General features: G+C 48.0%; 14 protein-coding genes. 7 read left to right on the top strand and 7 right to left on the bottom strand.

Annotation, left to right across the window (positions count from 1 at the left end):
- Positions 1 to 35 precede the first annotated feature (35 nt).
- The 7 genes from SMSP2_RS07050 to SMSP2_RS07020 form a co-directional block, all read right to left on the bottom strand.
- Positions 36 to 1,247 (bottom strand): 6-phosphofructokinase, encoded by a 1,212-nt coding sequence (locus tag SMSP2_RS07050; RefSeq protein WP_146683281.1) that lies wholly within the window; start codon positions 1,245 to 1,247, stop codon positions 36 to 38.
- 310 nt (positions 1,248 to 1,557) lie between these two features.
- Positions 1,558 to 2,472, bottom strand: coding sequence for an HAD family hydrolase (locus SMSP2_RS07045; RefSeq protein ID WP_186804911.1), 915 nt, complete (start codon positions 2,470 to 2,472; stop codon positions 1,558 to 1,560).
- Positions 2,473 to 2,533: 61 nt separating this feature from the next.
- Positions 2,534 to 4,015: a sulfatase-like hydrolase/transferase gene (locus SMSP2_RS07040; RefSeq protein WP_146683279.1), complete on the bottom strand. Its 1,482-nt coding sequence runs from the start codon at positions 4,013 to 4,015 to the stop codon at positions 2,534 to 2,536.
- 19 nt (positions 4,016 to 4,034) lie between these two features.
- On the bottom strand, positions 4,035 to 5,579 hold the full coding sequence (locus SMSP2_RS07035) for a DUF3604 domain-containing protein (protein WP_146683278.1): 1,545 nt from the start codon (positions 5,577 to 5,579) through the stop codon (positions 4,035 to 4,037).
- A gap of 39 nt (positions 5,580 to 5,618) precedes the next feature.
- Positions 5,619 to 9,998: a chondroitinase family polysaccharide lyase gene (locus tag SMSP2_RS07030; protein WP_146683277.1), complete on the bottom strand. Its 4,380-nt coding sequence runs from the start codon at positions 9,996 to 9,998 to the stop codon at positions 5,619 to 5,621.
- A gap of 32 nt (positions 9,999 to 10,030) precedes the next feature.
- The gene (locus tag SMSP2_RS07025; protein ID WP_186804910.1) at positions 10,031 to 11,422 is read right to left on the bottom strand and encodes a sulfatase family protein; all 1,392 of its coding nucleotides are present in this window, start codon (positions 11,420 to 11,422) and stop codon (positions 10,031 to 10,033) included.
- A 70-nt stretch (positions 11,423 to 11,492) separates the two neighbouring features.
- On the bottom strand, positions 11,493 to 13,016 hold the full coding sequence (locus SMSP2_RS07020) for a sulfatase family protein (protein WP_222566423.1): 1,524 nt from the start codon (positions 13,014 to 13,016) through the stop codon (positions 11,493 to 11,495).
- Positions 13,017 to 13,858: 842 nt separating this feature from the next.
- On the opposite strand from SMSP2_RS07020, the gene SMSP2_RS07015 reads away from it, so the two are divergent.
- From SMSP2_RS07015 to SMSP2_RS06985, 7 genes are all read left to right on the top strand, one after another.
- Positions 13,859 to 14,635: a DUF1559 family PulG-like putative transporter gene (locus SMSP2_RS07015; protein ID WP_146683274.1), complete on the top strand. Its 777-nt coding sequence runs from the start codon at positions 13,859 to 13,861 to the stop codon at positions 14,633 to 14,635.
- A gap of 82 nt (positions 14,636 to 14,717) precedes the next feature.
- Positions 14,718 to 15,584, top strand: a complete 867-nt coding sequence (locus tag SMSP2_RS07010; protein WP_146683273.1) for a LamG domain-containing protein — start codon at positions 14,718 to 14,720, stop codon at positions 15,582 to 15,584.
- Positions 15,585 to 15,620: 36 nt separating this feature from the next.
- The gene (locus SMSP2_RS07005) at positions 15,621 to 16,406 is read left to right on the top strand and encodes a LamG-like jellyroll fold domain-containing protein (RefSeq protein WP_146684836.1); all 786 of its coding nucleotides are present in this window, start codon (positions 15,621 to 15,623) and stop codon (positions 16,404 to 16,406) included.
- A 77-nt stretch (positions 16,407 to 16,483) separates the two neighbouring features.
- On the top strand, positions 16,484 to 17,242 hold the full coding sequence (locus SMSP2_RS07000) for a type II secretion system protein (RefSeq protein ID WP_222566422.1): 759 nt from the start codon (positions 16,484 to 16,486) through the stop codon (positions 17,240 to 17,242).
- Positions 17,243 to 17,273: 31 nt separating this feature from the next.
- A complete protein-coding gene (locus SMSP2_RS06995) occupies positions 17,274 to 19,538 on the top strand; it encodes a LamG-like jellyroll fold domain-containing protein (RefSeq protein WP_146683271.1) in 2,265 nt (754 codons plus the stop codon).
- A gap of 165 nt (positions 19,539 to 19,703) precedes the next feature.
- Positions 19,704 to 22,814: a chondroitinase family polysaccharide lyase gene (locus tag SMSP2_RS06990; RefSeq protein WP_146683270.1), complete on the top strand. Its 3,111-nt coding sequence runs from the start codon at positions 19,704 to 19,706 to the stop codon at positions 22,812 to 22,814.
- Between the two features lie 2 nt (positions 22,815 to 22,816).
- Complete coding sequence (locus tag SMSP2_RS06985; RefSeq protein WP_146683269.1) at positions 22,817 to 24,826, top strand: alginate lyase family protein; 2,010 nt, start codon at positions 22,817 to 22,819, stop codon at positions 24,824 to 24,826.
- Positions 24,827 to 24,832 lie beyond the last annotated feature (6 nt).

The raw sequence follows: 24,832 nt of genomic DNA, 5'->3' as shown, positions 1-24,832 counted from the left end.
CTCACAGGGCTTTTAACGTGTTTAATTGTATAGGTTTACACTTTTGGCAGGTTGCCGAGGTAGCCTGTTTTGGGCAGCTCGCCAACAAGTGGCAGTGCGTATTCTTTGTAGGCGTCTGTGATGCCGTTGCCCGCTTCGTTGATGAACTCATCCGGCAGGTCCTTGGTGAACTCGGCGACGTTTGCCAGCTCTGTCCTCTCGAACTCGACCTTGTAATCAGCTCCGCTGCCGACGCGTTTCATTATAGCCGAGCCGCTGTCGAACTCCATTGAGAACTCAACTGCCTTGCGGCCTGTTTCGCGTGCTTCTTCTGCGTCAACCTTGCTCTGCAGGCCTGCAAAAGACCTCTGGAGGTAGCCGAAGGTGTCTGCGCGAACGCGTTTTATTTCGGTGTTTGCCTTGATTTTGCCGGCGAGGAAGTCCGCCAGTGCTCCGGTGCCTGAGAGCTGCACGTTGCCGTGGGCGTCAACTTCCGCGTTTTCGGCGAGTTTCTTTGCCCAGGTTACGTTGTCTTCGTCTCTTATACCCTCGCTGACTGCTACAACGCAGCGGCCGTATTTGGCGTAAACCATCTGCACATCGCTGACGAATTTTTCCATAGATACCGGTCTCTCAGGGACATAGATCAGATGGGGGCCGTCGTCTTCGTTGTCTTTTGCCAGGCTTGCCGCGGCGGTAAGCCATCCGGCGTCGCGTCCCATGATAACGTCAATCTTGACACCCGGCAGTGCGCGGTTGTCGAGGTCATCACCCTTTAGAGCGCGGGCAACGAATTGTGCTGCGGTGCCGTAGCCGGGGCAGTGGTCGGTAGTGCGAAGGTCGTTGTCAATTGTTTTTGGTACGTGGAAAGCGCGGATGTCATAATTGAGCTTGTCGGCCTGTTCGTTGACTATCTTGCAGGTGTTGGCAGAGTCGTTGCCGCCAATGTAGAAGAAGTAGCGAATGCCGCGTTTTTTGAGAACTTCAACAATATTTCTGCAGTATTCCGCATCCGGTTTGTCGCGGCTTGAGCCCAGGGCTGAAGAGGGAGAGCCGGCAATTATTTCGAGTGTCTCGGCGTCGAGATCAGTGAGGTCAACGAATTCATCGCGTACCATGCCGGCGACCGCGTGGACGGCTCCGTAAATTTTTTCGATGTTGGGGTTCTTCTGTGCGGCCTCGATTACGCCGACAAGTGAGGCGTTGATTACGCCGGTAGGCCCGCCGCTCTGGCTGACGACAGCGTTGCCTTTGAGTTCGTATAGCATTTTGTAAATCCTTCCAGTTATAAGATTAAAGGTTAACAATTTTTATTTATGTACTATTTTCCGGGATTTATGGCTGGATTATATAGATTTGACCGGCCAAGGCAAGCGAAAATACGCGGCTTTGGAATACGCATATCTTCCGAGGCGGGCAAACCCCGCGGAGAGTTGGGAATTTAGACAGCAAAAAAAAGATAAACAGGATTTGCGTGAAAAGAAATCCTGTCTATCTGGGGTGTGCCGAATAATCGGGCTCTAATTTCTATTTTATTCCAATCGGGGTTTAAGAATCAGTGGCGGTTAAACTCATTTATCATTGTTTAGTGGTTTGCCAAGACGGTGTATCAGGGAGGCACTGCTTGAATTGGGAAATTAGTTCATTTTCGTATTCTCCGGCGTATTGACCATTTATGAATTTTTCAAAGGCTTTTTCAAACAGCAATTTCCATGATTTGATTTCATTGCCGGGCATTATAGGGAAGAACAGGCAGTCATTTTCTCTTGCCGCGTGCAGATCGCCCAATGCGTCCCCTATCATCATTCTGTTTTGCGGCTTATAGTTATCGCAGGCTACTGCGCTTAGCTGCTGTTCTTTTGTGCCCATTTCCTGGCCGGCAACCATGTCCGTATGTTTGAGTATGCCGTATTCTCTCCATTCCCGCTCGATAGTGTCGGCAGGAGTCGCCGAGATAATAGCAATATCCGCGGATTTGGCCATCTTGCCGAGTGTCTTGTCAACATAAGGGAATGGCGGCACGTTTTTTACGATTTTCTCGACAGCGTCATTAACTGCTTTGCTCCATTCAAGTGCGGTTTGCAGCTCTTTTTTTGCCTGTTCCTCAGAGCAGTTTTCAATGGCTTTGGTCAGGCCCGCATCGCTTAATTCGGAGGACGGGTCGGCAACCCATGCCTGATAGTGTTTGAACTGTGGGACTTCGAAGCCGCGTTCTATGGCTTCAGGGTGCGAGGGCAGAAGCTCTGTAAGTATCCTGACGATGGTTTTATGGCGGTTAGCGCCGCGTGTTTTCGATGCCAGGTCGGCAAAATCCTTGCATTGGCGTGCGGCATGGGCAACCGGCTGGAGCCCGAAATATGCTATCATCCAGGGGCAGAAACATTCTCTCTGCTTGATCCCCATTGAATCGAAGACGCATCCGTCAGAGTCAACACCGATAAAAAAATCGTGCTCTGGTTTAAAATTTTTCAAAATGTCCGCATTGTTTTTCATGTAAAATAATTTCCTGTTGCAATTAGTAATAAATTTCGTTCTAAATTCAGTTTTTCTAATGTTATACCATGTCCGGCCTGCCCTGAAGATAGAGGCCGAAGCCGTCTTTTTCGGGCCAGCGAATCTTATAGTCGCGAGATTTGGTCTGCTTGTAGCCGCCGTTGAAATAGCAGCTTTTCGCGATCCAGTCAAGTGCCCTGCATTTAAGCTCCATCTTGAGCATCTTGTATTTCTCATCATCCCAGAGATTGCTGAGCTCATGCGGGTCTTGTGTTAAGTCGTAGAGCTCTCCGTATTCCTGGTCAATGTAATAAACCATTTTATGTGTTTTGGAACGTATCATCATAAGATAGTTGTCTTCGCAGAATACGTATTGACAGGGGGCCTCAATGGAGCCTTTTTCGACGTAATCGTTGAGCGGGCGTCCCTCAAGATATACGGGAGTTTCTGTTTTGGTGTAGTTCAAAATTGTCGGTCCGATATCAATCAGGGAAACGAGATCGTCGATTTTCTTTCCGTCTGTCTTGTTTGGTTTCCTGAAGTCTTTTATCATGAACGGCACTCTGTTCATCGGGTCATACATCAGCCATTTATACGGGAGTTTATGGTCACCCAGCGAGTCCCCGTGGTCAGATGTAAAGATGAGAACAGTGTTTTCCAGCATCCCGTTTGTCTCGAGCGATTCGAGCAGTTGGCCTATTTTCTCATCTATGAGGGTTATGTTGGCGCAGTAATGCTTTCGCATCTTTTTCACATCTTCTGCATCGGCATCCTCGTAGTTGATGACCGCATTGTGCGGCGTGTTCTTGAACCATTGCTGAAGGGTTCTCTGCTGTTTGGGTTTTTTGCTGAACTCATCGTCTGAGAACTTATGCTCAGGTATGTCCGCGTCCTCATACATGTCTATAAACCGCTGCGGAGGGTCATAGGGCTCGTGCGGGCCGGGGAAGCCGATTTCAAGGAAGAGCGATTTCCGCTGATCCCAGTTGTTGAGCCATTTAACCGCGGTGTCTCCCACGAAACTATCTACGTGGTACCTTTCCTCATATTCCCATGGTACCGCGTTTAGCTTTTTGTCCCAGTCGCTGTACATCTCTGCTCTGTTTAGCGGGCGTTTTAATCCATTGCCGATGAGGAATTTGCCCCAGTCGTCCTCTGCCAGGCCGAATTTCTCAAAGTCCTGGCATTTGTTCTCGGCAACCCATCTTTCATGGAAACCGTTTTGGGCGAAGATCGGGTCGCAGTGCATTTTTCCAATATTAACACAGTGATACCCGTTGTCCGCCAAATCTGTGACCCAGGTGTTTTGATGAGCCCATCTGTTGAAGCTGTACACTCCGGTGTTATGGGGGTACATGCCGGTAAATATGGCCGCTCTTGAGGCAACACAGGTAGCGCCCGGGGCAAAGGCAGATGTAAAACTAACTCCCTCATTTGCCAGTCTGTCCATATTGGGCGTTATCATGTGCCCATAGCCGTGGGCGTTTATCGTGTCGTATCTTTGCTGGTCAGTGATTATAAAAACAATATTAGGCTGTTTCATTGTTCTGTTGCCTTTCGTGTTATTTCTTTACAAATACGGGTGAGCTCCATGCCCATTGGTCGTTTTGCTGTTTTACTCTAATATAATAGAAACTGTGTCCAATATCAAACCTTGTATCTGTGCCGGTGTCAATATATTTGATGTTCCAGTTCATTTCATTGCTCCGGGGCGCCCTGTTGAATTTATATGCAGGCGAATCAATTGAGCCCAGAGAGCCGGTGTAAGCTCCTTCCATGAGCCTTTGCAGCGAGATGACTTCTCTCTTTCCGTTGAGCACCGCTTTTATCCGGGCGCTTCGCGGTGCTTGAATTTCAAGGCAGATGCCCTGTGTTGTGCAGGTTGAGTTGTTCGGGTTAGATTCACTTGTGCAGCTGAGCTTGAGAGATTTTTCTGAGAGACGCTGCCATGTAGAGGTGTAAAACTGAGATGAATTGTCCTTTTTCTCTACCGGCGAGACAACCTCTCTGCCTCTGAATCTCGGTTCAATATCTAAAATTTCACCTTCATCTATTTCCAGTTCCACTTCCCAGTCGGTGGTTTTGCCTCTCTCACCCCAGCCGAGTTCGAGGTGTATTTTAGTCTTTACCGTTTCGCAATCCTGGTCGGCCGTATTGTCAAAATCGCACTGCGAGAATCTTTTTAAGAGACGGTTGTCTTTGACTATATCCACATAATCAATGGCGCTTCCGGCGGAGACGCTGATATCAATATCTCTCTGTTTGCATGCGGGTATGATCGAACCCATAGGGGCGGCGTTTAGGGCAAATTTCAAATCAATTCTGTCACCGGTCAGAGCGTATGTTCTGCGCTGGTAAAAGGCTTGCCAGAGGGCATCTCTTGAGAGGTCTTCCGCCCAGAGAGCGGTTCTGCCGTGGCCGTAGCTTCCCGGATGTGCGCTGTGGTGGTCTGTGTTTGCGCAAAAGCCGAAAATGTGTCCCTGTTTAAGGCCGTATTGAATTGTGCTTTCCCAGTCTGCCGGTCCCATCGAATGGAGGAAAGGGCGGGTATTTTCGCTTTTTTCGGAACAGCCGTGCATTGATATCAGCTCCGCAACTGGCTCCTTATTGCCGTCGAAAGTGCTCCAGTTGATGCCTCTTGTGCCGGTTTTGTATCCTATATGATGAGGGAACGACAATGATTCGATGCCTTTTTCTTTGAGCTGTTTGAGCTTTTCGTGCAGTTGAGCGATATTCTCGGCATAGATAATCTCACCTGTGATGTCTTTGTACACTACGGTTCTGTCCCCGTCAGAATTGGAGTGTATCTCAAATCCGGGGAAAACCAGAAACCGGCCGTCTTTGTTGTACTTTTTGAGGGTTTCCAGCATGTCATTCCATCCGTTTTTCAATTTCTGGAATCCCTTTTTGTGGAAGTCTATTATATACTGGATTCGTTCATCAGGCTCGGGCATATCGTGCCAGTGGGCGTGTCCTGTGACAGAGCAGAAGTCGAGCTGCTCGCGGGCGTTTTTCAATGCGTCTTCAAGGCTGCCGTGGCCATACGATATGCCGCAGTGTGTGTGAATGTCTCCATAATATACCTTGTAGTCGTTGTACGTTTTCATATCAGCTTTCTTTGTCTAATCGTATATATAAGTTGATGTTTATCTGTTATACAGCCATCCTGATGTCAAGATGATTAAATCGTGGATTCCAACCTTATTGTCTGTATTGAGGTCAGCGCCGTCGCATTCTCCGCAATCCTGTTTAAGCCATTGCCTCGCGAAGTTTGCATAGTCAGGCAGATTTATGTTTCTGACAAGGTCTAAATTCATTACCTTGCCGTAATAGCATTGAGCTTCAATTGCTGTCTGCAGGAGGCTGGAATCAGTTATTCCGGCAAAAAGGCCGTCTTCGAATCTGCTCCATACAATTTCATCAATTGCAAAATAATCATTGGTTCCCGTTTCTATATAGAAGCCCGCAGCGTCTATGTTTTCGCCGAGACTGTCCTGGTAATATTCAAAATTGCCGGAGAATGTTAATGCTTTCTCGTCTGCCGCGGCGAGCCGGTTAAGGTTCTGAGCCGCATCAGAATCAATTTCCGCCCAGAGGGTCTGGTGCAGATTGAGAACGACAAAATCCTCGGCCTTGAGCGGTTTGGATATGTACCATTTCAGTGAGGTTGAGTTTCTAAGCATAACTCTTATGTATGTGCCTTCAAGTCCCCTTGCTCCGCAGGTGAAACTTACAGATTTGGGTTTTACTGTATTGTGCAGGCCAGAGCTGTCTTTGAATATGGTGTAGGCGTAGCTGCCTTGTGTGTTAGCAGCTAATCTGAAACGGAGCCTGCCTCCAAATTGAGTGTCGAAGTGGACGTTGCCGGAGTCGGCGGCGTTGTATCCGCCCCAGGTGTATCCGGTGGCGGGTGAGGTTTTGGGCTGTTCATTGGCGGGGCCGCCGGCGTCAATTTCAACGTCTGTTTCCGCATCGAAAGATTCTTTTATTCCGCAGGAGCGGTTAAGCTGCCATTTGCCTCTTAGAGTGATATTAACGCTGGATTGTTGGCTCTTGTTGTAGTATATGTGTTCCTGCTTGACACTGCAGGTGTCCTGTCCGGGGTTGCCGCCGTCGTCAATATGTAAATCAGGGTCGCATATACTCAAATTGAGACGGTTGGGGCCATCTCTGCGGGTAAGAATAAGCGATGGCGATGCGGCGTGTTTAACATCACCGGCTGAAAAGCTCTGGTCTGCCGCGAAGACGGCATATCCTGTTGTTTTTGTGATTTTGTCCTGTACGACATGGGCATTTCCGTCTTTCTGCATCACCTGATAGGTTGGGGCTTCTGCGAAAGCGAGCATCTCATTGGGTGATGTCTGTACCTTTACGGCGTATTCGTAGCTTTGCCCGCTGGGGCCGGTTCCGTGTTCGAGCCAGGCCGCGGCAAAGTCGGCGGCAGAAGTTCCGGCAGCGGTTTTGTTCATTGTGGTTTGCGTGTACTTGCGGAGATGAACTGTCTGCCCTGAGGGGATATAATATCCATTGCCGAACGCGTCCATCAGCCAGGTTTCGTTGTCTGTGTAGTCGCTCGAGTACGGGAACGCAGTTACCGGTGAAGTCGAATTGTCGTAAACGGGTTTGTCTTTTTCTGCTAATCTGCCCTGGAAAAGGGTGGTCTCAACGTTTCCTGCACCGTTGGCCTCGCTTATTCCGGTGCCCAAACAAACTATTACATCATCGAAAAAGAAATAAGTTTTATCCGCTTTGAGGTCTATCCCCGAGAGGTTGTCCCGCAGCTTCATGGCGAAAAGCCCGTCCTGATTGTCCAGATTTGTTCCGCCGACGAATCCTTCCTTTGTGAACATACGATCGGGTTTTGCGGCTAAATCGCTGTACGATATGTTTACGGCAGTGTTCCCGGGGTATCGGTTCCAGTCCCAGCCGCTGTCCAGGTCTATCCCGCTTGCCGTTTTACCTTGCGGCGTAAGTATCTGCAGACAGCCGCTGCTCTGGTTCCAGCCAAGCTCGTTAGTTCCGGGCGTTTCGTAATTCAATACGTATTTGCTCCAGCCCTTAACGGAGGCCAGCCAGTCGCTCCTGCGGTGGGCAAGCAGGGCAGAGCAGTTGTAATTGAATGTTCCGGAGGGGGTTTCTTCAGCCTCTGCGTTGGATTCGGCTATCTGCTGAACTATCTTGTTTGATCCAAGCGTCCTGACCCACATTTTGCCCGCTGTTGTAGCAGAGCTGGTCATTTCTGAAAGCACTCCCGGGTGGTACATGTCATAGAGCCTCTTGAATATCGCCGCGAATCTGCTGTTGGCGGTATCCCCGTCAGCCGCGGCCAGGTATGCATAGGCAGGCAGGACGCTTACAAGGTCGTCTGTGCCGTCGGCCGCCATCTTTCCGCCTATGCCTGTATTCATGTCATATTTGTTGAGATATATGCTGTATGCGGCCAACGCGTTCTCAATGTTTTTCACGGCATCGTCTTTGACGGCAAATTCGCTGCCGGAAAGCATATATATAACCGCAGCGCCGGCATGGAATGCCGCGGGGGCGTAGGCGTTTGCCTGGATGCCGAGGTGGTGCCAACCTGTGTAATCTGGTTTGATCGTTCCCGACCAGCCGTAAGCGGTGCCGTATGCGTTGCTTAGCCATTCTATGTAATTGTGCATGTCGCGAACCTTCTCAGGCGTGTCGGGCATTAGCAGTATTCTCAGAAGCCGCGGTATTTCAATGCACTGAAACCTGTCTGCGGTTGTGCCGCCGCGGAAATAGGGCTTTTTGTAAACCTCTCCAAACTCACAGTACCAGTCCAGGGCATTCCAGCTGTACTGCTTCTGGTGCTCTGACATGGCATCCCACATAAGGAAAATTGAGTTTACCCAGCCGGCCTCTTGGTTCATCTGAAAACTTAATGAGCCCATAGAGCTTCCCTGTGCCCAGCCCTGGTCATGAAGGTGGTCAAGGCAGAGCAGGAATTTGTCTTTGCTTTCTCCATTGGCGTTAATGCGGTAATCCAGTGCCAGGGCAAGCATAACGGTTTCTGCGAATTCTTCTCCGACCTTTGGTGAGTAGGCGCTGTTTCTGTTGAAAAGGGGAGTGCCTTTTATTCCTGAGCCTGTTCTTGTTATTGTGAAATTTTCGTATTGAGAAACGCCGTTTGAGATAAAGTTCTGGATAGAGTTCATTCGCCTGCTGACGATATCTACTGTGCCCCATTCAATACTGTTTATGTTATAATAGCTTTGTGTTCCGTTTTCAATGTAAACTCCGCCTCCATCGATAAATTCGCCGACTAATTCAGAAAATCCTCCTGAGATGGTTTGTGATATGTTCAGCGGGGCCTCATCTCTGGGCGCAAGCTGATTCAGCTGATAGTTGGAGGCCGGATGAACGGCATACCACTGAAGGCTTTCAACGTTAACGGCCTGGTTTTCCTGTGCGGCGATGGCTTCGGAGCAGTACCACGTTAAGTCCGCAGCACTTCTAACCATAAAGCGGATTTCAGTTCCTTCCAGGCCTGACCCAACCGCAGAGCAGCTGATGCTTTCTGTTTTGTTCTGTTGAGGGTTATCAGTGCCGCCGGAAGCGTCAAAAATCGTATATGCGTAGCTGCCTGATGTGTTTGCGGCAAGCCTGAATCTGAGGCGGTTATCAGTTTGCGACTCCAACATAATATTTCCGGAGCTGCCCGCATTGTATCCTCCCCAGCGGAAGCCGCTGCTTTGTGAGAGCTGAGTCAGTTCATTGCTGCTGCCGCTGTTGTCAATTGTAACTGTTGTATCCGTATCAAAATGTTCGATGATATTGGTGCTGTTTTCAATGTTTTCGCCGAGAAGAAAATCTTCATACCGCTGCTTTACGGCGGCAAAATCATTTATCTGATTTAAAGTTATTTCCTCAGGGGGCAAGTCCTGCGGCTGCTGCACGCTCCATTTTTGGGTATGCTGCCAGTGATGAAATGACAATTGGCTGCTGGGGTTTATATGAGGCAGCTGATGGTCTCTGGTTCGGTACCATGTTACAACGTCAACAAAATCAACCATATCCAAAAATACGGTTCCGGTTTGAGAAGAGGGGGCTTTTATGCCGAACCAGTCCATTGAATAATTCTTCGTCCAGGAAGGGTTGACGGCATCTTCTTGCAGGCGGATCCAGCCGCACCTCCAGCCGGTAAAGTTGAGCCCGAAATCAATCTTATATTTACATGTTTCGTTTAATATTTCGTCATGGTCTCCAAACATAAGAGTTATGTTCGCATCTATCGGGGTTTCATTGTAAACCCAGATTATGATACCGCCTGAATTGTTCGTTCCGGCGGTATGAAGGTTTGCCGGATTCTCTGCCATCAGGTATGAGCCGTTTACAAAATCCCATCTCAGCGAATTTGCTCCGTCTTTATAATGGTCTGGAGAAGTGCTGATACTGCCGCCGGCATAGGTGTTCCAGTTTGCGGGGATGGTTTCAAATGAATCAAGTGCCATTGAAACGCTGAACATGGAAGTCAGAAGGTATATTGTAAACAAATATTTTTTCATTGCGGTTGTTTCTCTTCTTTCAGCGGGTTTTATTATTCCGGGATGCACGATATAAAATCTGTGTCATTTGTCTCTTTGCACCATTCTTTGAGCAGTCCTCTGTGTCTTTGGAGTTCACTTCTGTATTTCTTGTCCTGCGCGAGGTTGAGCTTCTCTCCCGGGTCAATGCTCATGTTGAAAAGCTGTTCCCTGCCGCGGCCATTAGAGTAAATGATGTATTTGTAATTGTCAGTTCTGAGCATACGTCCAAGATTGCCGTCAGGTTGGCCGTATTTGTGGTGCAGGTCTGTTTCGCAAACTACATAATCCCGCCACTTCTCTGTGCTGCCTTTTTGGACTATATCTTTAAGACTAAGTCCCCGGAGGTCCTGGGGCGGGCTGGTTTGGGCGTAGTCACAGATTGTTGGAATTAAATCCAATCCGTTTGAGACAAGGTGCGTGGAGTCTTTTGTGTTTTTTAATTTCTTGTTTTGAGTGGTTATTATCAGGGGGATTCGTGCCGGCTCTTCGTAGAGAACCATTTTCTGGTTCCATTTGTGGGCCGCATTGCCGTCGCCGTGGTCGCTGGTGAAGATAATTACGGTTTCCCTGGTGCTCTCGATGCCGCGTGCCTGCTTGAGGACTTTTTCTATAAGAGAGTCAATCAGCTCAGTGCACCTGTAATACGCCCATCTGTATTGGCGCCATTTATCGTCCTGCCAGTCGCCGGAGGGGTACATCTTGGGTGATTGGCTTTTGTGAGTGCGGATAATAGACGGCTCGTCTTTGGGGATTTCAAAATTATCCGGCAGCAGCGGGCATTTTTCAGCTTCGGGAGCCTCGCCGATATCTCCGTTTGGGAGGCTGTCGCCCCGTGCCCACTGGCAGATATCATGCGGGTTAGTGAATGAGACAAACAGAAAATAAGGTTTCTCGCGGCGGCGATCAAGGAATTTGCCGGTGAATTCAGGTATTTGAAAGTCGCTGTGGTCCGCGGCCTCTGTCTGTTCGCCAAAACCGTGAAGAAGCCGCTGCCCTTTTGGTACTGTGGTAAAGATTGTTTCAAAACCGTGGAGGTCTATATCCCGCGGCGGTATTGTGACATGCCATTTGCCGGCATAGCCGCAGTCATATCCCGCTTCGTTCATTATCTTTCCGATAATACCGTTTTTCGGGCTAAGCCCGTAGTCTTCTGTGTTGTATGTAACTTCTGTTTCGTGGGGCATCTTTCCCGTAAACATGCTCACTCTGGAGGGCACGCAGACCGGCTGTGTGCAGTAGGCCTTTTCGAACATCACACCCTCGGCCGCGATACTGTCCATAGCGGGGGTCTTGAGGTCGGGGTTTCCTGCGCAGCTCATGGCAGAAGCGCACTGCTGGTCAGTCATTATGTAAAGTATGTTAGGTCTTCTATCTATTGTATTTGCGATGTTTTGATTCTTCATTTTACATCCAGTTAGTGTTACCCCGGCAGTTAAGAGGGTCTGTTTTAAAAATTCTCTTCTGTTTTTCATGTTATTTTTTCCAGTTATTCAGGTCTGGAGATTTGTGCCTTTTGAATTTTCTGTTTATAAAATCATCAATATCTTCCGCCGCCCAGGCGTGTCCGCCGGGTCTGATTTTTAATTTTCCGGCTTTGCCGGCAGCTTCAATCGCGGCGAGCTCCATCTTTATATATGCTTCTGACCTTTTATGTTCTTTATCAGGGTCGCAGATTTTTCTCAGCTCTTTTTCCAGCTCCGCGGCTTTTTGCGGATATTTGTCGATGACATTGCTCAGTTCCTGTGGGTCCTGCCGCATATTGAAAAGCTGGTTTGGAGCTGATTTGTACCAGATATACTTCCAGTCTCTCCGGCGGATGATATACCAGCTTCCCCGTACGCCGTGTCCGTGATATTCAGAAAACGTGCAGCGTTGCGGGTCATTGTCGGGTATGTTCTGCAGCGGCGAGCCTGCCCAGTGAGCAGGGCGGCTGCATTTGAGCGTTTCAAAGATGCAGGCCTGTAAGTCAAGCTGGTTTACCGGCGTTTTAACCCTGTGGTTTTTCTTGAAGCCGGGGCCTGCGATTATTAACGGTACACGGGCAGAATCGTCGAATGGTGCGGATTTCCACCATAGTCCAAACTTGCCGTGCATTTCTCCATGATCGGATGTGTAGATTATAATTGTGTTTTTGATCTGGCCGGTTTCCTCCAGCACGTCAAGGAGTTCACCAAGTTTTCTGTCGAGGTATGTTATTACCGCATAATATCCACGTCTGAGGCCTTTTATCGAGCTTTCAGGGTATTTTTCTGTCTGGAAGTGTTCACGCAGGTCTTCGGCGTAGGGGTGGCGGGCCGTGCGGCAGTCTTTGTCGTATTTGGGCAGACTTTCATGCCCGGAGTATAAATCCCACAGATCCTGTGTGGCTTCATTTGGAAAGTGCGGCTTTGATGTATTTATCTCAAGCGTCCATGGCTTATTGAGCGATAAGGCCTTTGTTTTCAGCCAGTTTATGGCAAATTCAATACTTGCCCTGTCCCTTGAGGATGTCTCTTCGACAACTCCATAGCCTTCATGCCGTAATGAACCGTCTGGTCTTTCCATAGGCCTGACTTTAAGAGGGCTGCGGGATATATTCAAATCGCCGGGGTTTCTGACCGCGGGCCAGGTTCCGATAAACAGTTCTGAAAAGCCTAATTCGTTAGCGTCACGATAAGCGTCTGTTTTTCCAACCATGACAGTATGTATTCCCTGCTCTTTAAGAACCTCGCCGTATGTTGGGTAGTCGTCTTTGAATATACAGCAGTTATTGTAAGTTTTTATCTGGTGTACGTACATGCCTGAAAGGTATGCCGACCGTGACGGCGTACACAGCGGAGAGAGACAGTAGCAGTTCTCGTAATATGTGCCCATTCGGGCAAGTCTCTGCATGTTTGGAGTCTGGACAACCGGATCGCCTTCTACACTGCTTATAAACGGGTTGTGCTCATCAGATTTCAATATGAGAATATTGGGTATGCCGCCTTTCTCGGTCGGGGTCGGCTCAGCTTCAGCCATTGATAAACTTTCAATTGCCGCAAGAGCAGTTACGGATGAGAGCCCAACGGTTTTTAAGAAGCATCTTCTGTTTATTTTATTTGTATCTGATTTCATATTGGAACTTTATAGTCAAACATACGTTTTATTGCAAATGAAGAGAGGGCGTATATTAAAAGGCGTTAGAATCCGTCATTATTCAGCATACACCACTTGAATTTAAACATATTTTAAAGCCGATACAATTTTAAAACCGCTTATTACGCAAAATGATACGGCGTTTTGCGCAAAATGCTAAATTTTCCGTCTCTGATTCGATTTTGTGTGTTTTAAAAGCGTTTCAATGCTGATTGCACTCTCGCCGCGGTGATTTGGGTTTATATTCAGCGAACATTTTAACCGAATCAGAGTATTATTTGTAAGTATATTTTTTTCCTGTACTTTCCTTCACAGACTCATCGGGGCTTGCGGGTTTCATAAAGATTTGTGCAGCTGGACTTAATTCGATTTAAATTTGTAAGTAATTGTAATATATAGCATTAGGGTTTTTAGAGACACCTGGTCTGTGATTTTAAAATGTTTTGTTTTTAAGTTTTATGACTGAATATAGAGATGTAAATATATGAATAATAATGATTTAGCTAATGCTGGCGGTTATGGGTCCTGTGGTGCTGCGCAAAATGAGTAATATGTTTACGCAAAATGCGCTTGTAGAAATGTGCCGATAGCTTACCGTATAACCAGGTTAAAATGAAATACTGTGAATGCACAGAGCCAACCGTGCGAGAGCATCATTAACAGGTGATGAATAATTTTGATAATAAAGCTAAGCCGTAAATAAACCATTAAATTCAGGAGAAACAATGAAATCTGCAAATAGAATTAAGGCCTTTACACTGATTGAGCTTTTGGTGGTGATTTCCATTATAGCATTGCTCATGGCGATTATGATGCCCTCACTGCAAAAAGCCAGAGAAGCGGCCAAGGGTGTGGTCTGCAAGAGTAATTTGAAGCAGATCGGTTTGGGCGTTGAGTTTTTTGCTCAGGATAATAACGACTGGCTGCCAATGCTTGACGGAACAGGCATCGGCAGGCGGACAGTTTCAGACATTTTCCCCGAGTATCCCCACACAACGTGGTGGTACAAAGAGATAGCACCTTATATGGAATTCAAGGATCACCCGTGGTTCGATACAAAGGGCCGCCCTGATCAGCATTTTGAGAATAGAGCGCCTGATATTCTGGTTTGCCCGTCATTTACTGCCGGCAGTATCGGTCAGCCCGGCGCAAAGGTTTTGTGCTACGGCTGGAATAACCGGCTGGGCGCGTATTACAACAGCAGAGACCAGGATCCGTCTCAGGCCTGGTGGAAACCGTGGAAAAGGTCTAAGGTATCTTCAGACGAATCCACCGCTATGGTAGGCGACAGCCGAACAGAGCTTGATTTTGACCGGACACGCGTATGGGGCGGCGAGTACTGGCAGATACCGGGTGAATATTATTATTCAAAGCGCCATAACGATGGGACTCATTATCTGACAGTCTCGGGCGCTGTAAACCATGCCGGTTATGAGGAGCTTGTCGAGGATTGCGTTAATGGCGGTCCGATTCGCTGGGCCAGGCCATTGAGAAAAAATTAACATTTTAGATGCATAGTATGTGTGATGGCTTTGTAAAAGTCAGTCTTACTCAAATTTTATTATTTTATTGAGGTATTACAAAATGAGAAACAAGAAAAGTTTAGTAAAAACAGTCGTTCTGGTAATGGGAGCTGTCTTACTGCTTTCGTTGAATTCAGCCTTAGCCGCTGACGGCTCGCTGGCAGTGTATTACAGCTTTGACAACCCGGATGCTCTGGGTACTGATGATTCGGGTAACGGTTCTACTCTGACCACAGATGAATTTGATTTTTCAGAACCCACAGCTGCGGCCGGCCAGGTTGGCGGGGCCGTCTATTTTGACGGCACAAACGGATATGCCGTCAGGGAAGCTGATACAAATCCTTCGATTTATCCCGATGGCCCGTTTTCGATTTCTTTGTGGGTGAAAAGCGACGATGGTGCTTCCGGAGTGTGCGTATCTAGAACCGCAGCGTCTCTCGGCGGCGGCTATGCAATCACCACTGACGGCACCCCTGCGACCTACAGATTCGTTCTTTATGAAGACGGAGCTGCATACACACTTAACACAGGCGCTCTTGTAACAGCCGGCGAGTGGACACATATCGCTCTTACTTATAACGGTGTATGGGATGATGTCTGGGGAGTGTACGAAGGTGATGCATCAATCTATGCTAATGGCCAGTTAGTCGGCACAGAGACAAGCTGGTATGTTCCGGGCGGTTTCAGGTTTGGACTCGGCTTCCGCGCCAACAGCACACCTAACGGAAGTGCTTTCTTTACCGGTTCGGTTGATGAGTACGCGGTTTTCAACGGCGTATTGACGGATAGTCAGGTAAACAGCCTCTACACAGGGGGTTCAACTCCGGCAAATGTTTTTGTTGACCTTGCCGGTGACATAAACAGTGACGGTATTGTTGATTACGCAGATCTTGCACTTCTGGCTCAGAATTGGCTGATGCAGAAGTAAATTTTTTATTATTTTATTTAGAAGGGAGACCTCATTATGTTAAAGAAGATTAGTTTAGTGGTTTTAATGTGTTTAGCTGCCGCGGCAGTAAATGCCAATCTGGTTGCCTATTACAGTTTTGATAACGCAGCCTCTCTGGTAACGGATGATTCCGGCAATGGTTCTGATTTGCAAAACAATCAGGGCAATCCTGCCGCCGCGACGAGCGGACAGGTTAACGGAGCCGCGTATTTCGACGGCGTTGACGATCTGTATGATATTAAACTTTCAGATACAGATCCCGCGATTTACCCTGACGGTGCCTTTTCGGTATCGACATGGGTAAGGCCTGACACGACAGCTTCTGGTGTTGCAGTCAGCCGTCCGGCAGCGTCAAACAGCGGCGGTTTTGCGTTAATTACCGACGGTACACCGGCGACCTGGCGTGTTACCGTGTATCCTGATTATGATCAGGTAAATTCCGGTGTGCAGGTTGCCGCGGAGCAATGGGCTCACATAGTTTACACCTTTGCACCAGACGGAGCTGGTGTTGACGGGCTCTATAACGGTACAGCCAGTCTGTATGTCGATGGCACACTTGCCAATTCTGGTACTGCGGCATACCAGCAGGGCGGTTTCCGCTTTGGTTTAGGCGGCCGCGGCAATAACAGCGCTTTCTTTGGCGGGGCAATTGATGAATTTGCCATTTTCGGCTCTGCATTGACCGCTGATGAGGTTGCCGGCCTTGCTGACGGTACATATACTCCGATTACGGTACCCGAGCCTGCGACAATGCTGCTTGTCGGTGTTGGTATGCTCTTTGGCAGAACCAGACGCAGCTAAATTAAGTTACGGCATGGGGTCTTTATGCTGAAAAGGCCCCATGCTTTAAATAATCACTGATGAACGAAAGAGAAAAAATGACAAAAAAAGGTTTTACACTGATTGAGCTTCTGGTAGTAATTTCGATTATTGCGTTGCTTATGGCTATCATGATGCCTTCTCTCAATAAAGCCAGAAATCTTGCCCAGAGGGTTGTTTGCAAAAGCAATCAGAAACAAATCGGCATGGGTGTGGAAATGTTTACCATGGACAATAACGACTGGCTTCCGATGGCTGACGGCACGGGTATAGGCAGCAGAACTGTATCAGATCTGTTTCCCAAGTTTCCCCACACCACGTGGTGGTACAAAGAGATTGCCCCTTACATGGACTATAAAAACGACCCTTGGTTTGACGGTAAAGGCCGTCCGGATGAGCAGAACGACAATGGTGATGCTCCGAAGGTATTGGTCTGCCCCGGCTTTAAAGGAGCAAATGCTGCTGTACATGGCCGAAAGGTGCTCTGCTACGGCTGGAACTGGCTTATCGGAGCCTATTACAGAAGAGATGTCGGAGATGGAGACTGGTGGAAACCGAGAAAAAAATCAAAACTCGAAAATCACGCTGTGACGGCACTTCTGGGCGACAGCAGGACGGAGCTTGATTTTGACCGCACCCGTTTCTGGGGCGGAGAATACTGGCAGATTCCCGGTGAATACTATTACGGCAAACGGCACAGCGACGGCTGCAACTACTTATGCATAGATCTTCACGTTGAATACGCATCATACGATGAGCTGGTTGAAGACTGTATTGAAGAAGGTCCGATTCGCCGGCCTTCTCCTGAGGCGAATTAACAGCATATACGGATTTACATCAGAGATATAAATGAAGATTAAAAACAAAACAGCCATAGTAAAAGCTCTTACACTTACTGTTTGTCTCTGCAACCTGTTCGCGGTTTCAGCGGAGGTTTCTCCCTGGGAACATGAGGATCAGGAGATTGATTCAAATGCGCCCTTGATTGTTCCCGGAGTTACACCGATAACTTATTTTGGGACTTTTGAGCGTGAACGTGAGACCTATGGCTACAATCCCAGGTTTCTGCCCAATACAGTTACTTTTGATAACGATAACAGGCCGTATATGATTGTCGGCCTTCACGGCGGCGCCGGTGAAAATTTTTGCCCTTATCCGCAGAGAGCCTGGGTCGAAGACGCTTATATTCAAACACTTGAGAGCGAGGGCGGCTGGGTCGCTTATTCAATATCCCAGATTATTAAAAGTGTGCTGCCTTCCTGGAGCGGCAAGCTCTACAGCGGCGTTTTTCTGCCCGATGAAAGAATTGTTTTTGACAGTGACGGTGATGCTTATTTCGCTGTCAACCCGGATACATTAAGCGGTACATTTCTGTTCCATTCAAGCGACGGTATGCAGACGTGGGATCATTACAAGATAGGTTACGGCTCTGTAAGGCTTGAGTTCTCAGAGGCGTCTAATGACCGCAGCGGGCCCCCTGTAATAGTTACCGACAACGGTGACGGGATCGGGATAACAGCTCCGGTCAAGAACCCGGACGGCTCTCTTACGGTGCCTCCAATAACCTGGATTATCTCAGATCCGGATTATATACTATCTCCAAGCCATTCAGGGCTTGGTAACTCCACAATAACTTTAGGCGATAAGGTACATATTGTCGCAACCTATACCGGAGTTTCTCAGGTTGCCGGCGGTACGGATCAGTATTACTTTAGATATGATAAAAAGACAGGCGCTGCAACCGGGCCCAAACTGCTGGGCACAACATTGAGCTGCTGCGAAGACGGGGACGGCCACAACGGCCCGGCAATAACAGCAGACAGCAGCGGCGGGCTGCACGTGGTTTTAGGTTCTCATCAGAGGCCGTTTAAATACACATTTTCTCTTGATGGGGGCTTGAGCTGGAGTGAACCTGAGCCGTTCAATAACAATGAGACAGTACATGAAACCTATGTCGGGCTTGTTGCCGACAGCAGCGATACTTTGCATCTTGTTTCAAGGATGGTAGATTCTCAGGACAGGTACTGCCTGCACTATATGAGAAAAAAAGCAAATGAGAGCTCCTGGAAAGACTTAGGCAAACTGGTAGTTCCTCACCACAGGGGCTACAGCGTGTATTACCATAAACTTACAATCGACAGGCAGGACAGGCTTTATCTGGCTTACTTTTACTACGCTCATAATCTGAGCGAAACGGAAAAAGAGCAGTATCGAACAAAGTGGCCCGATGAGCCGGATCCCGATGAAGTTATCTATGCTCATGATCCGGTTGTCATAACCAGCGACGACGGCGGTGACAGCTGGAGCATAGCCGCAACCCGTTCATTTTCTCAACTCGAGCAGGGCGATATAGAGGAAGTGAAACTCGCCGCGTATTACAGCTTTGACGATGCCCAAAACCTGCATACAGATGATTCGTCTAACGGATCTGATTTGCAGCTCAATCAGGGCAGCCCCGCATCTGCGGCAGCAGGACGGGTAAACGGCGGCGTATATTTTGACGGTGTTGATGATCTTTATGATATTAAGCTCTCTGATACCGAGCCTGCTATCTATCCGGATGGAGAGTTTTCAGTGTCAACCTGGGTCAAACCCGATGCCGCAGTATCAGATATGGCTCTTAGCCGTCCAGCGTCAAGTACCGGCGGCTTTTCGATTGTCAGCAGCGGCTCTCCGGCCAGCTGGCGCGTAACCCTTTATCGAGATTTTAACCAGTTAGACTCCGGGGCCGTTTTGACTGCGGAGAAGTGGACTCATATCGCCTACACATTCAGTCCTGACGGGCCTGCGGCAGATGGGATTTATACCGGCAGGGGCAGTATCTACATTGACGGCGTTCTTGCCAACACCGCCGTTATGAGATATCAGCAGGGCGGCTACCGTTTTGGTTTAGGCGGCAGGGCCGACAACAGTGCCTTTTATACCGGAGCGGTTGATGAATTTGCCGTATTTGCGACCGCATTGACCGGCTCAGAGGTTTACAGTCTGGCATCAGGCGAGACAGCACCAGACAGGCTTTGGCGAATTCCTCTCTACGGTGATATCAATGATGACGGTGCTGTTGATCATCATGATCTGGCAATACTGGCTTCTACCTGGCTGAATTATAAATAGGGCTTCTTATACGATTCACGTCTTCAAATGTCTGGCGAGCCCAATTTATAAATCAGACAGATTATGTTGAAATAAAATATTATACGAAATATACAATAACGGAATAGATTTGCGTTTTACGAATGTTAAATTAAATTACCAAAAGTTGCAGCTGAGGATTGATTTATGACCGCTTATGTGAACTTTAAAAAGACGTTTATTGCTTTATGCTTTGTATTGGCTGTCTTTGCCGGTACAAGTGCTGCATATTTTATTCAGCCGGATTCCCCTTTTGACGGCGTTGAGTCTTTTGAGGCGGGAAATGTCCCTTCAAACTGGCAGTTAAGGAGTCAAAACGGCAAACTTTCTGTCACAGACCATCGAAGCAAGCATGGAGACAAGTCATTAAAGTGGAGATGGGAAAAATTTGACGCTGTCAGGGTTGATTCTCTGCACAGGATCGAAGCCGCGTGCAAGAGCAGTAACGGCGGTTTCAAGATATGGATTTATAACACCGAGCAGATCGATGATGCAATCCGCTTTCAGTTTAAAACAAAATCCAGGCGCAGTATCCGCCCCGCAGATTTTGATCTTAATTTCACCGGCTGGAGGGTCTTGTGGGTAAGTTTCAGGGATGACCTCGGTCTAAAATCAGGAGAGGTTATCAGCGAACTGCAAATTCTGGCGCCCCGCAGGCACAGCAGCGGTGTTTTATATTTTGATATAGTGGATTTTACTGATTATATCCATTGGGATGCCAGCAACGACTATCAATACCGTCATCCGGGCAAAGTCGAGACGGCAACCTGGGATGCTTATGAATGGTCGAAAGTTGAGCCCGAATTTGAACTGCCGGAGCAAATCAGCAAAAGTCAGAGAGATGATTTTGAAAAGATTGCCCAGAGATATGAAAAATGGGTTCTCGGCACCGGCAAGTACAAGGGTAACCAGATATACTCCAAGAGGCTTGAGGCGACGCAAAGTTATATTAGAAACGGGATAGAGGAATTTGATAAATACAATATCAAACGCCATGAAGACGGCCGGATAACAGGTACCGGGCTTTTCGCCAGCCGCTCGCCTTATGTGCCGAACTTTTTCCACACCAGTCTCGGCGAAAAAACCTTCCTGGCTTTGGCGCTGGATTACAAACTAAACGGCAGCACCGAAAGCAGAGATAAGCTGATGCTGCTCTACGACTTTTTCAATGATCAGGGCTGGGCAGAGGGCAGCGGCCTTGGAACAATGAACCATATAAGCAACAGGATATCAAGCTGGGTTCATTCCGTATTCTTAATGAGAGATGAATTAAAGGCTGCCGGCAAACTCAACAGAGAGCTTGAAGCGATTGAGTGGTTTACTGTATTTAGAGAGATATTCGTAAAGCAGCCGTTGAAGGATACCACTACCGCAGATGCGCTTCGGACAAAATCCATGCACCGGCTTTTAAGAATACTGGCAATGGAAGATTCTCCGCAAAAGGTTCAGTATATGCAATGCTATGTAAACTGGTTCAATCAGGCACTCGCGGTTACTCCGGGCTGGTCAGGCACGATCAAGAATGACTACCTGGGTTATCATCACCGCGGCGTGTATGCCAATGCATACTGCCCCAATGCGTTCCATATGAGTTCAATAGTAACTCATTTTCTTGGCGGCACAGAGTTTGCGATTTCCGATCAGGCGTACCGGAATCTTAAAAATGCCCTGCTCACCCAGGAAATCATAATGAACAAGTATCATACCCCGGCAGCTTTTAACGGCCGCCTTATGAACGCCGAGACAGGCAACGAAATGATCGCGGCGTACGCATACATGGCTATGGCAAAAGAGCCTGTTGATAAAGACATGGCGGGGGTTTTCATGAGACTGTGGCAGCCCCGGTCGCAATATCTCCAGAATGTGTTTGCACACGGTGGTACGGGAATATCGTATTTTTATCCGGTTGGCGACATTGAGCTGATGCTGGATTTTGCGGATAAAGGTATCCAAAAGTCAAATGCCCCCAGCGGCTTCTGGAGCAAGCCGTACGGCGCTCTGGCAGTTCACAGGAGAGATGAGTGGATGGTCAGCGTAAAGGGCTGGAGCCGGTACGTATGGAACTATGAAGGCAGGCCCGGCCAGAATGCCTACGGCAGGTATTTAAGTTACGGATCCATGCAGATACTCGGTTCCGGAGATCCGGTTGACTTTATCAGCAGCGGCTATAATCTTCAGAACGGCTGGGACTGGAACCGCTGGCCCAATGCCACAACTATACACCTGCCGATTGATAAACTTCAGCATAGAGATGATGCGAAAACTGTTGACAAGACAGGAAAGATATACGTCGGCAACACAAAAAGACGCTTCACCGACAGGACCTTTGTCGGAGCAGTAGAGTCACAGGGACGCAACGGCGTGTGGGCAATGGATTTCCACGATACCGTATTTGACCTCTCGTTTAGTGCCAGAAAAAGCGTTTTCTTCTGTGATGACCTGATCGTTTGTTTAGGTTCGGATATTGAAAATACTGATAAAGAATATCCCACAGAGACAACGATTTCGCAAACCTGGATGAGCTCACAAGATGATTCTATTATAATAAACGCTCGTCCTGTAAAGGAGTTTCCTTACAGTTTCGAGTCCCAAGGCAAATCCCCTGTATGGTTTACTGACCCGGTCGGCAACGGTTATGTTGTCGCAGACGCAGAGAACCTGAGAATCGAGCGGGCCAGTCAGAAATCCCGCGATGACCGCAATACCAGTGACACTCATGGAGACTATACTGTCAGCTGGATTGATCACGGCAAGGCTCCAAAGGGCGGCGAATATGAATACTTAATAGTCGTTCAGCCGGGAAAGGCCATTACTGTGAAAAAATACGCCGACAAATTGCCTTATACGGTTATAGAGAAAAACAAGCAGGCCCACGTTCTGGAATTCGAAGAGGCCGGCTTGAGAGGCTACGCGGTATTTGACAGTCAATACGATTTTGCAGGTGATGAGATTTTAGAAAAGGTCAGCACGCCCGTGTTGATGGCGGTTTCGGGGAGTGCTGAAGATGTTATTACGCTAAGTGTTTGTGATCCGGATTTTAGAAGGGCCCATCTCAGCGGAATAACTGATATTGACCAGAGCAATGTATTTGACGAGGGCAAGACCCAGGACAATTATATAGAGCTCAAAGGCAGGTGGTCGGCGGCGGCTCTGCCGGCAAACGCTGAGATTTTTAGATACACAAAAGATTCAACAGTATTGAAAGTTACGAGCGTAGAAGCAGAAACTTATGAGTTAAAATTGATAAAGGCAGACTAATTGTGAAAAACACCGGTAAAACAGTATTATTCAGCGGCAGCATCTTGCTGATGTGCTTTCTTTTCTCTGCTTTGAACAGCATCGCTGTTGCATCGCAAAAAGCGGTTGAAAATTTGGGCGCCCAGCTTGATTTGAGTTACCCTGGTCTTGAAAAGGTAAAAACCGCTTATGATAAAGGCGATTTCGAGCTTTTTGGCGAAGAACTGCTCAAATACTACAGCCGGCGAAGCAATGTCAAGCATCCTGTCGGCAGAGACGGGAGCCTGAATCTGGGCGGGGGCTTGATGTCAGCGCGTTTCCGCGGCTGGGCTGATAACCCTGAGTGGGCGGATCTGGCGTTGGAACATAAATTCATCGGCCAGAAAAGCTACCCGCCGCACTTTTGCGGCAAGGATATAAACTGGTCGCAGAGTCCCGTGCAGGATAAAGAATGGCTCTGGCAGCTGCACAGGATGTACTGGTGGGAGTCTATGGGGCTGCAATACCAGCGAACAAAGGACTCGAAGTATGCCGCCGGATATGTCTTTCAGCTGCAGGACTGGATAAAGAAAAATCCCAATGACAGCGACCATGCGTTTGCCTGGCGCAGTCTCGAGGCTTCAAGCAGGCTCAAAAGCTGGACGTACCATTTTCAGTATTTCTTCGACTCCGGCGAGTTTGACGAGACCGTTTTGATTGATTTTCTAAACAGTTACGGCGAACATGCAGATTATGTAACCCAAAACCACCGTGAAACCAAAAATATAGCCCTGATAAATGCCAACGGGCTCAGTTTTGCCGGTTCATTTTTCCCTGAATTCAAAAACTCTGATAAATGGCTCGAAAAGGCGGCGAAAATTCTTAACAGAGAAATACGCAATCAGGTTTACCCTGACGGTTTTCACATAGAGCTTTCTCCGCATTACCATGTCGGTACCGTTGACAGTTTCTCCTCAAGCTATGGAATAGCATATATGAACGGCAGACACGGTAAATTTAATTTTGTGGATCTTCTTGAAAAGATGGCCGAAGCAACGATGAAGACGGCCATGCCCGACGGCAGGGCAGCTCAGTTTGGAGATTCCTGGAAAGGCACAGAAGATGCCAAAGGAACGCTCTGGCGTTTTCTGGGAAGATATGCCGATTTGTTCGACAGGGATGATTTCCGGTACCTGGCGACCGGCGGCAGTGAGGGAACAGCCCCTGCCCAGACAGCCTTTGCCCTGAAAAAAAGCGGTTTTTATTCATTCAGAAGCGGCTGGTCAGAGGATGATGTCTGTCTTGTAATGAAAAACGGCCCCGACGGCGGCTGGCACTGTCAGCCGGATAACGGGACTTTTGAGGTGTATGCATACGGCAAACACCTGATGCCTGATTCGGGCAAGTATGTATATAGCGGTGACGAAAAGTGGCGGGACTGGTTTAGAAAGACCTCGTCTCACCAGACTGTTACTTTAAACGGCGAGAACTCTGAATATGCGCCGAAGTTTCTTATGTTTGAATCCTCCGGGAATATTGACGCTGTTTTGGTCGAGAATCAGAGTTATGAAAATCTAAAACACCGCAGAGGCGTGTTTTTCCTCAACAATGAATTCTTTGTCGTATTAGATTTTGCCATCGGCTCTGCGGAGGGTGAAGTTGCCTGTCATTATAATTTTGCTCCCGGCAGAGTACTGTATGACAAGCTCGAGCTAACAGCCAAAACCGATTACAGCGGCGATGTAAATCTCATTGTTAAGCCCTTTGCCCAGCAGGGCATGAACCTTGAAAGGCGCGAGGGGTACGTCTCTTACGTTTACGGCGAAAAACAGCCCAGAGAAGCCTGTGCCTATACGCTGGAGAAACAAAGCTGTGACGATTTTGTGTTCTTTGCCGCTGCGGTTGTTCCCTATAAAGGGAGCTCTCCTGAGGTTGACTTTAATATAAACGCATCATCGCTGGAGCCGGATAAGGGTAAATTTCAAATCAAATACAAAAGTGATATATTTGAAGTTTACTACAACCTTGAAGATAAAATTATATGTTTCAATTAAAAAGGC

It is taken from the genome of Limihaloglobus sulfuriphilus (genome assembly GCF_001999965.1).
In the GTDB taxonomy this organism is placed as follows: Bacteria; Planctomycetota; Phycisphaerae; order Sedimentisphaerales; family Sedimentisphaeraceae; genus Limihaloglobus; species Limihaloglobus sulfuriphilus.
Note: the sequence above shows the minus strand (reverse complement) of the source record. Positions and strands in the feature narration are given on the sequence as shown.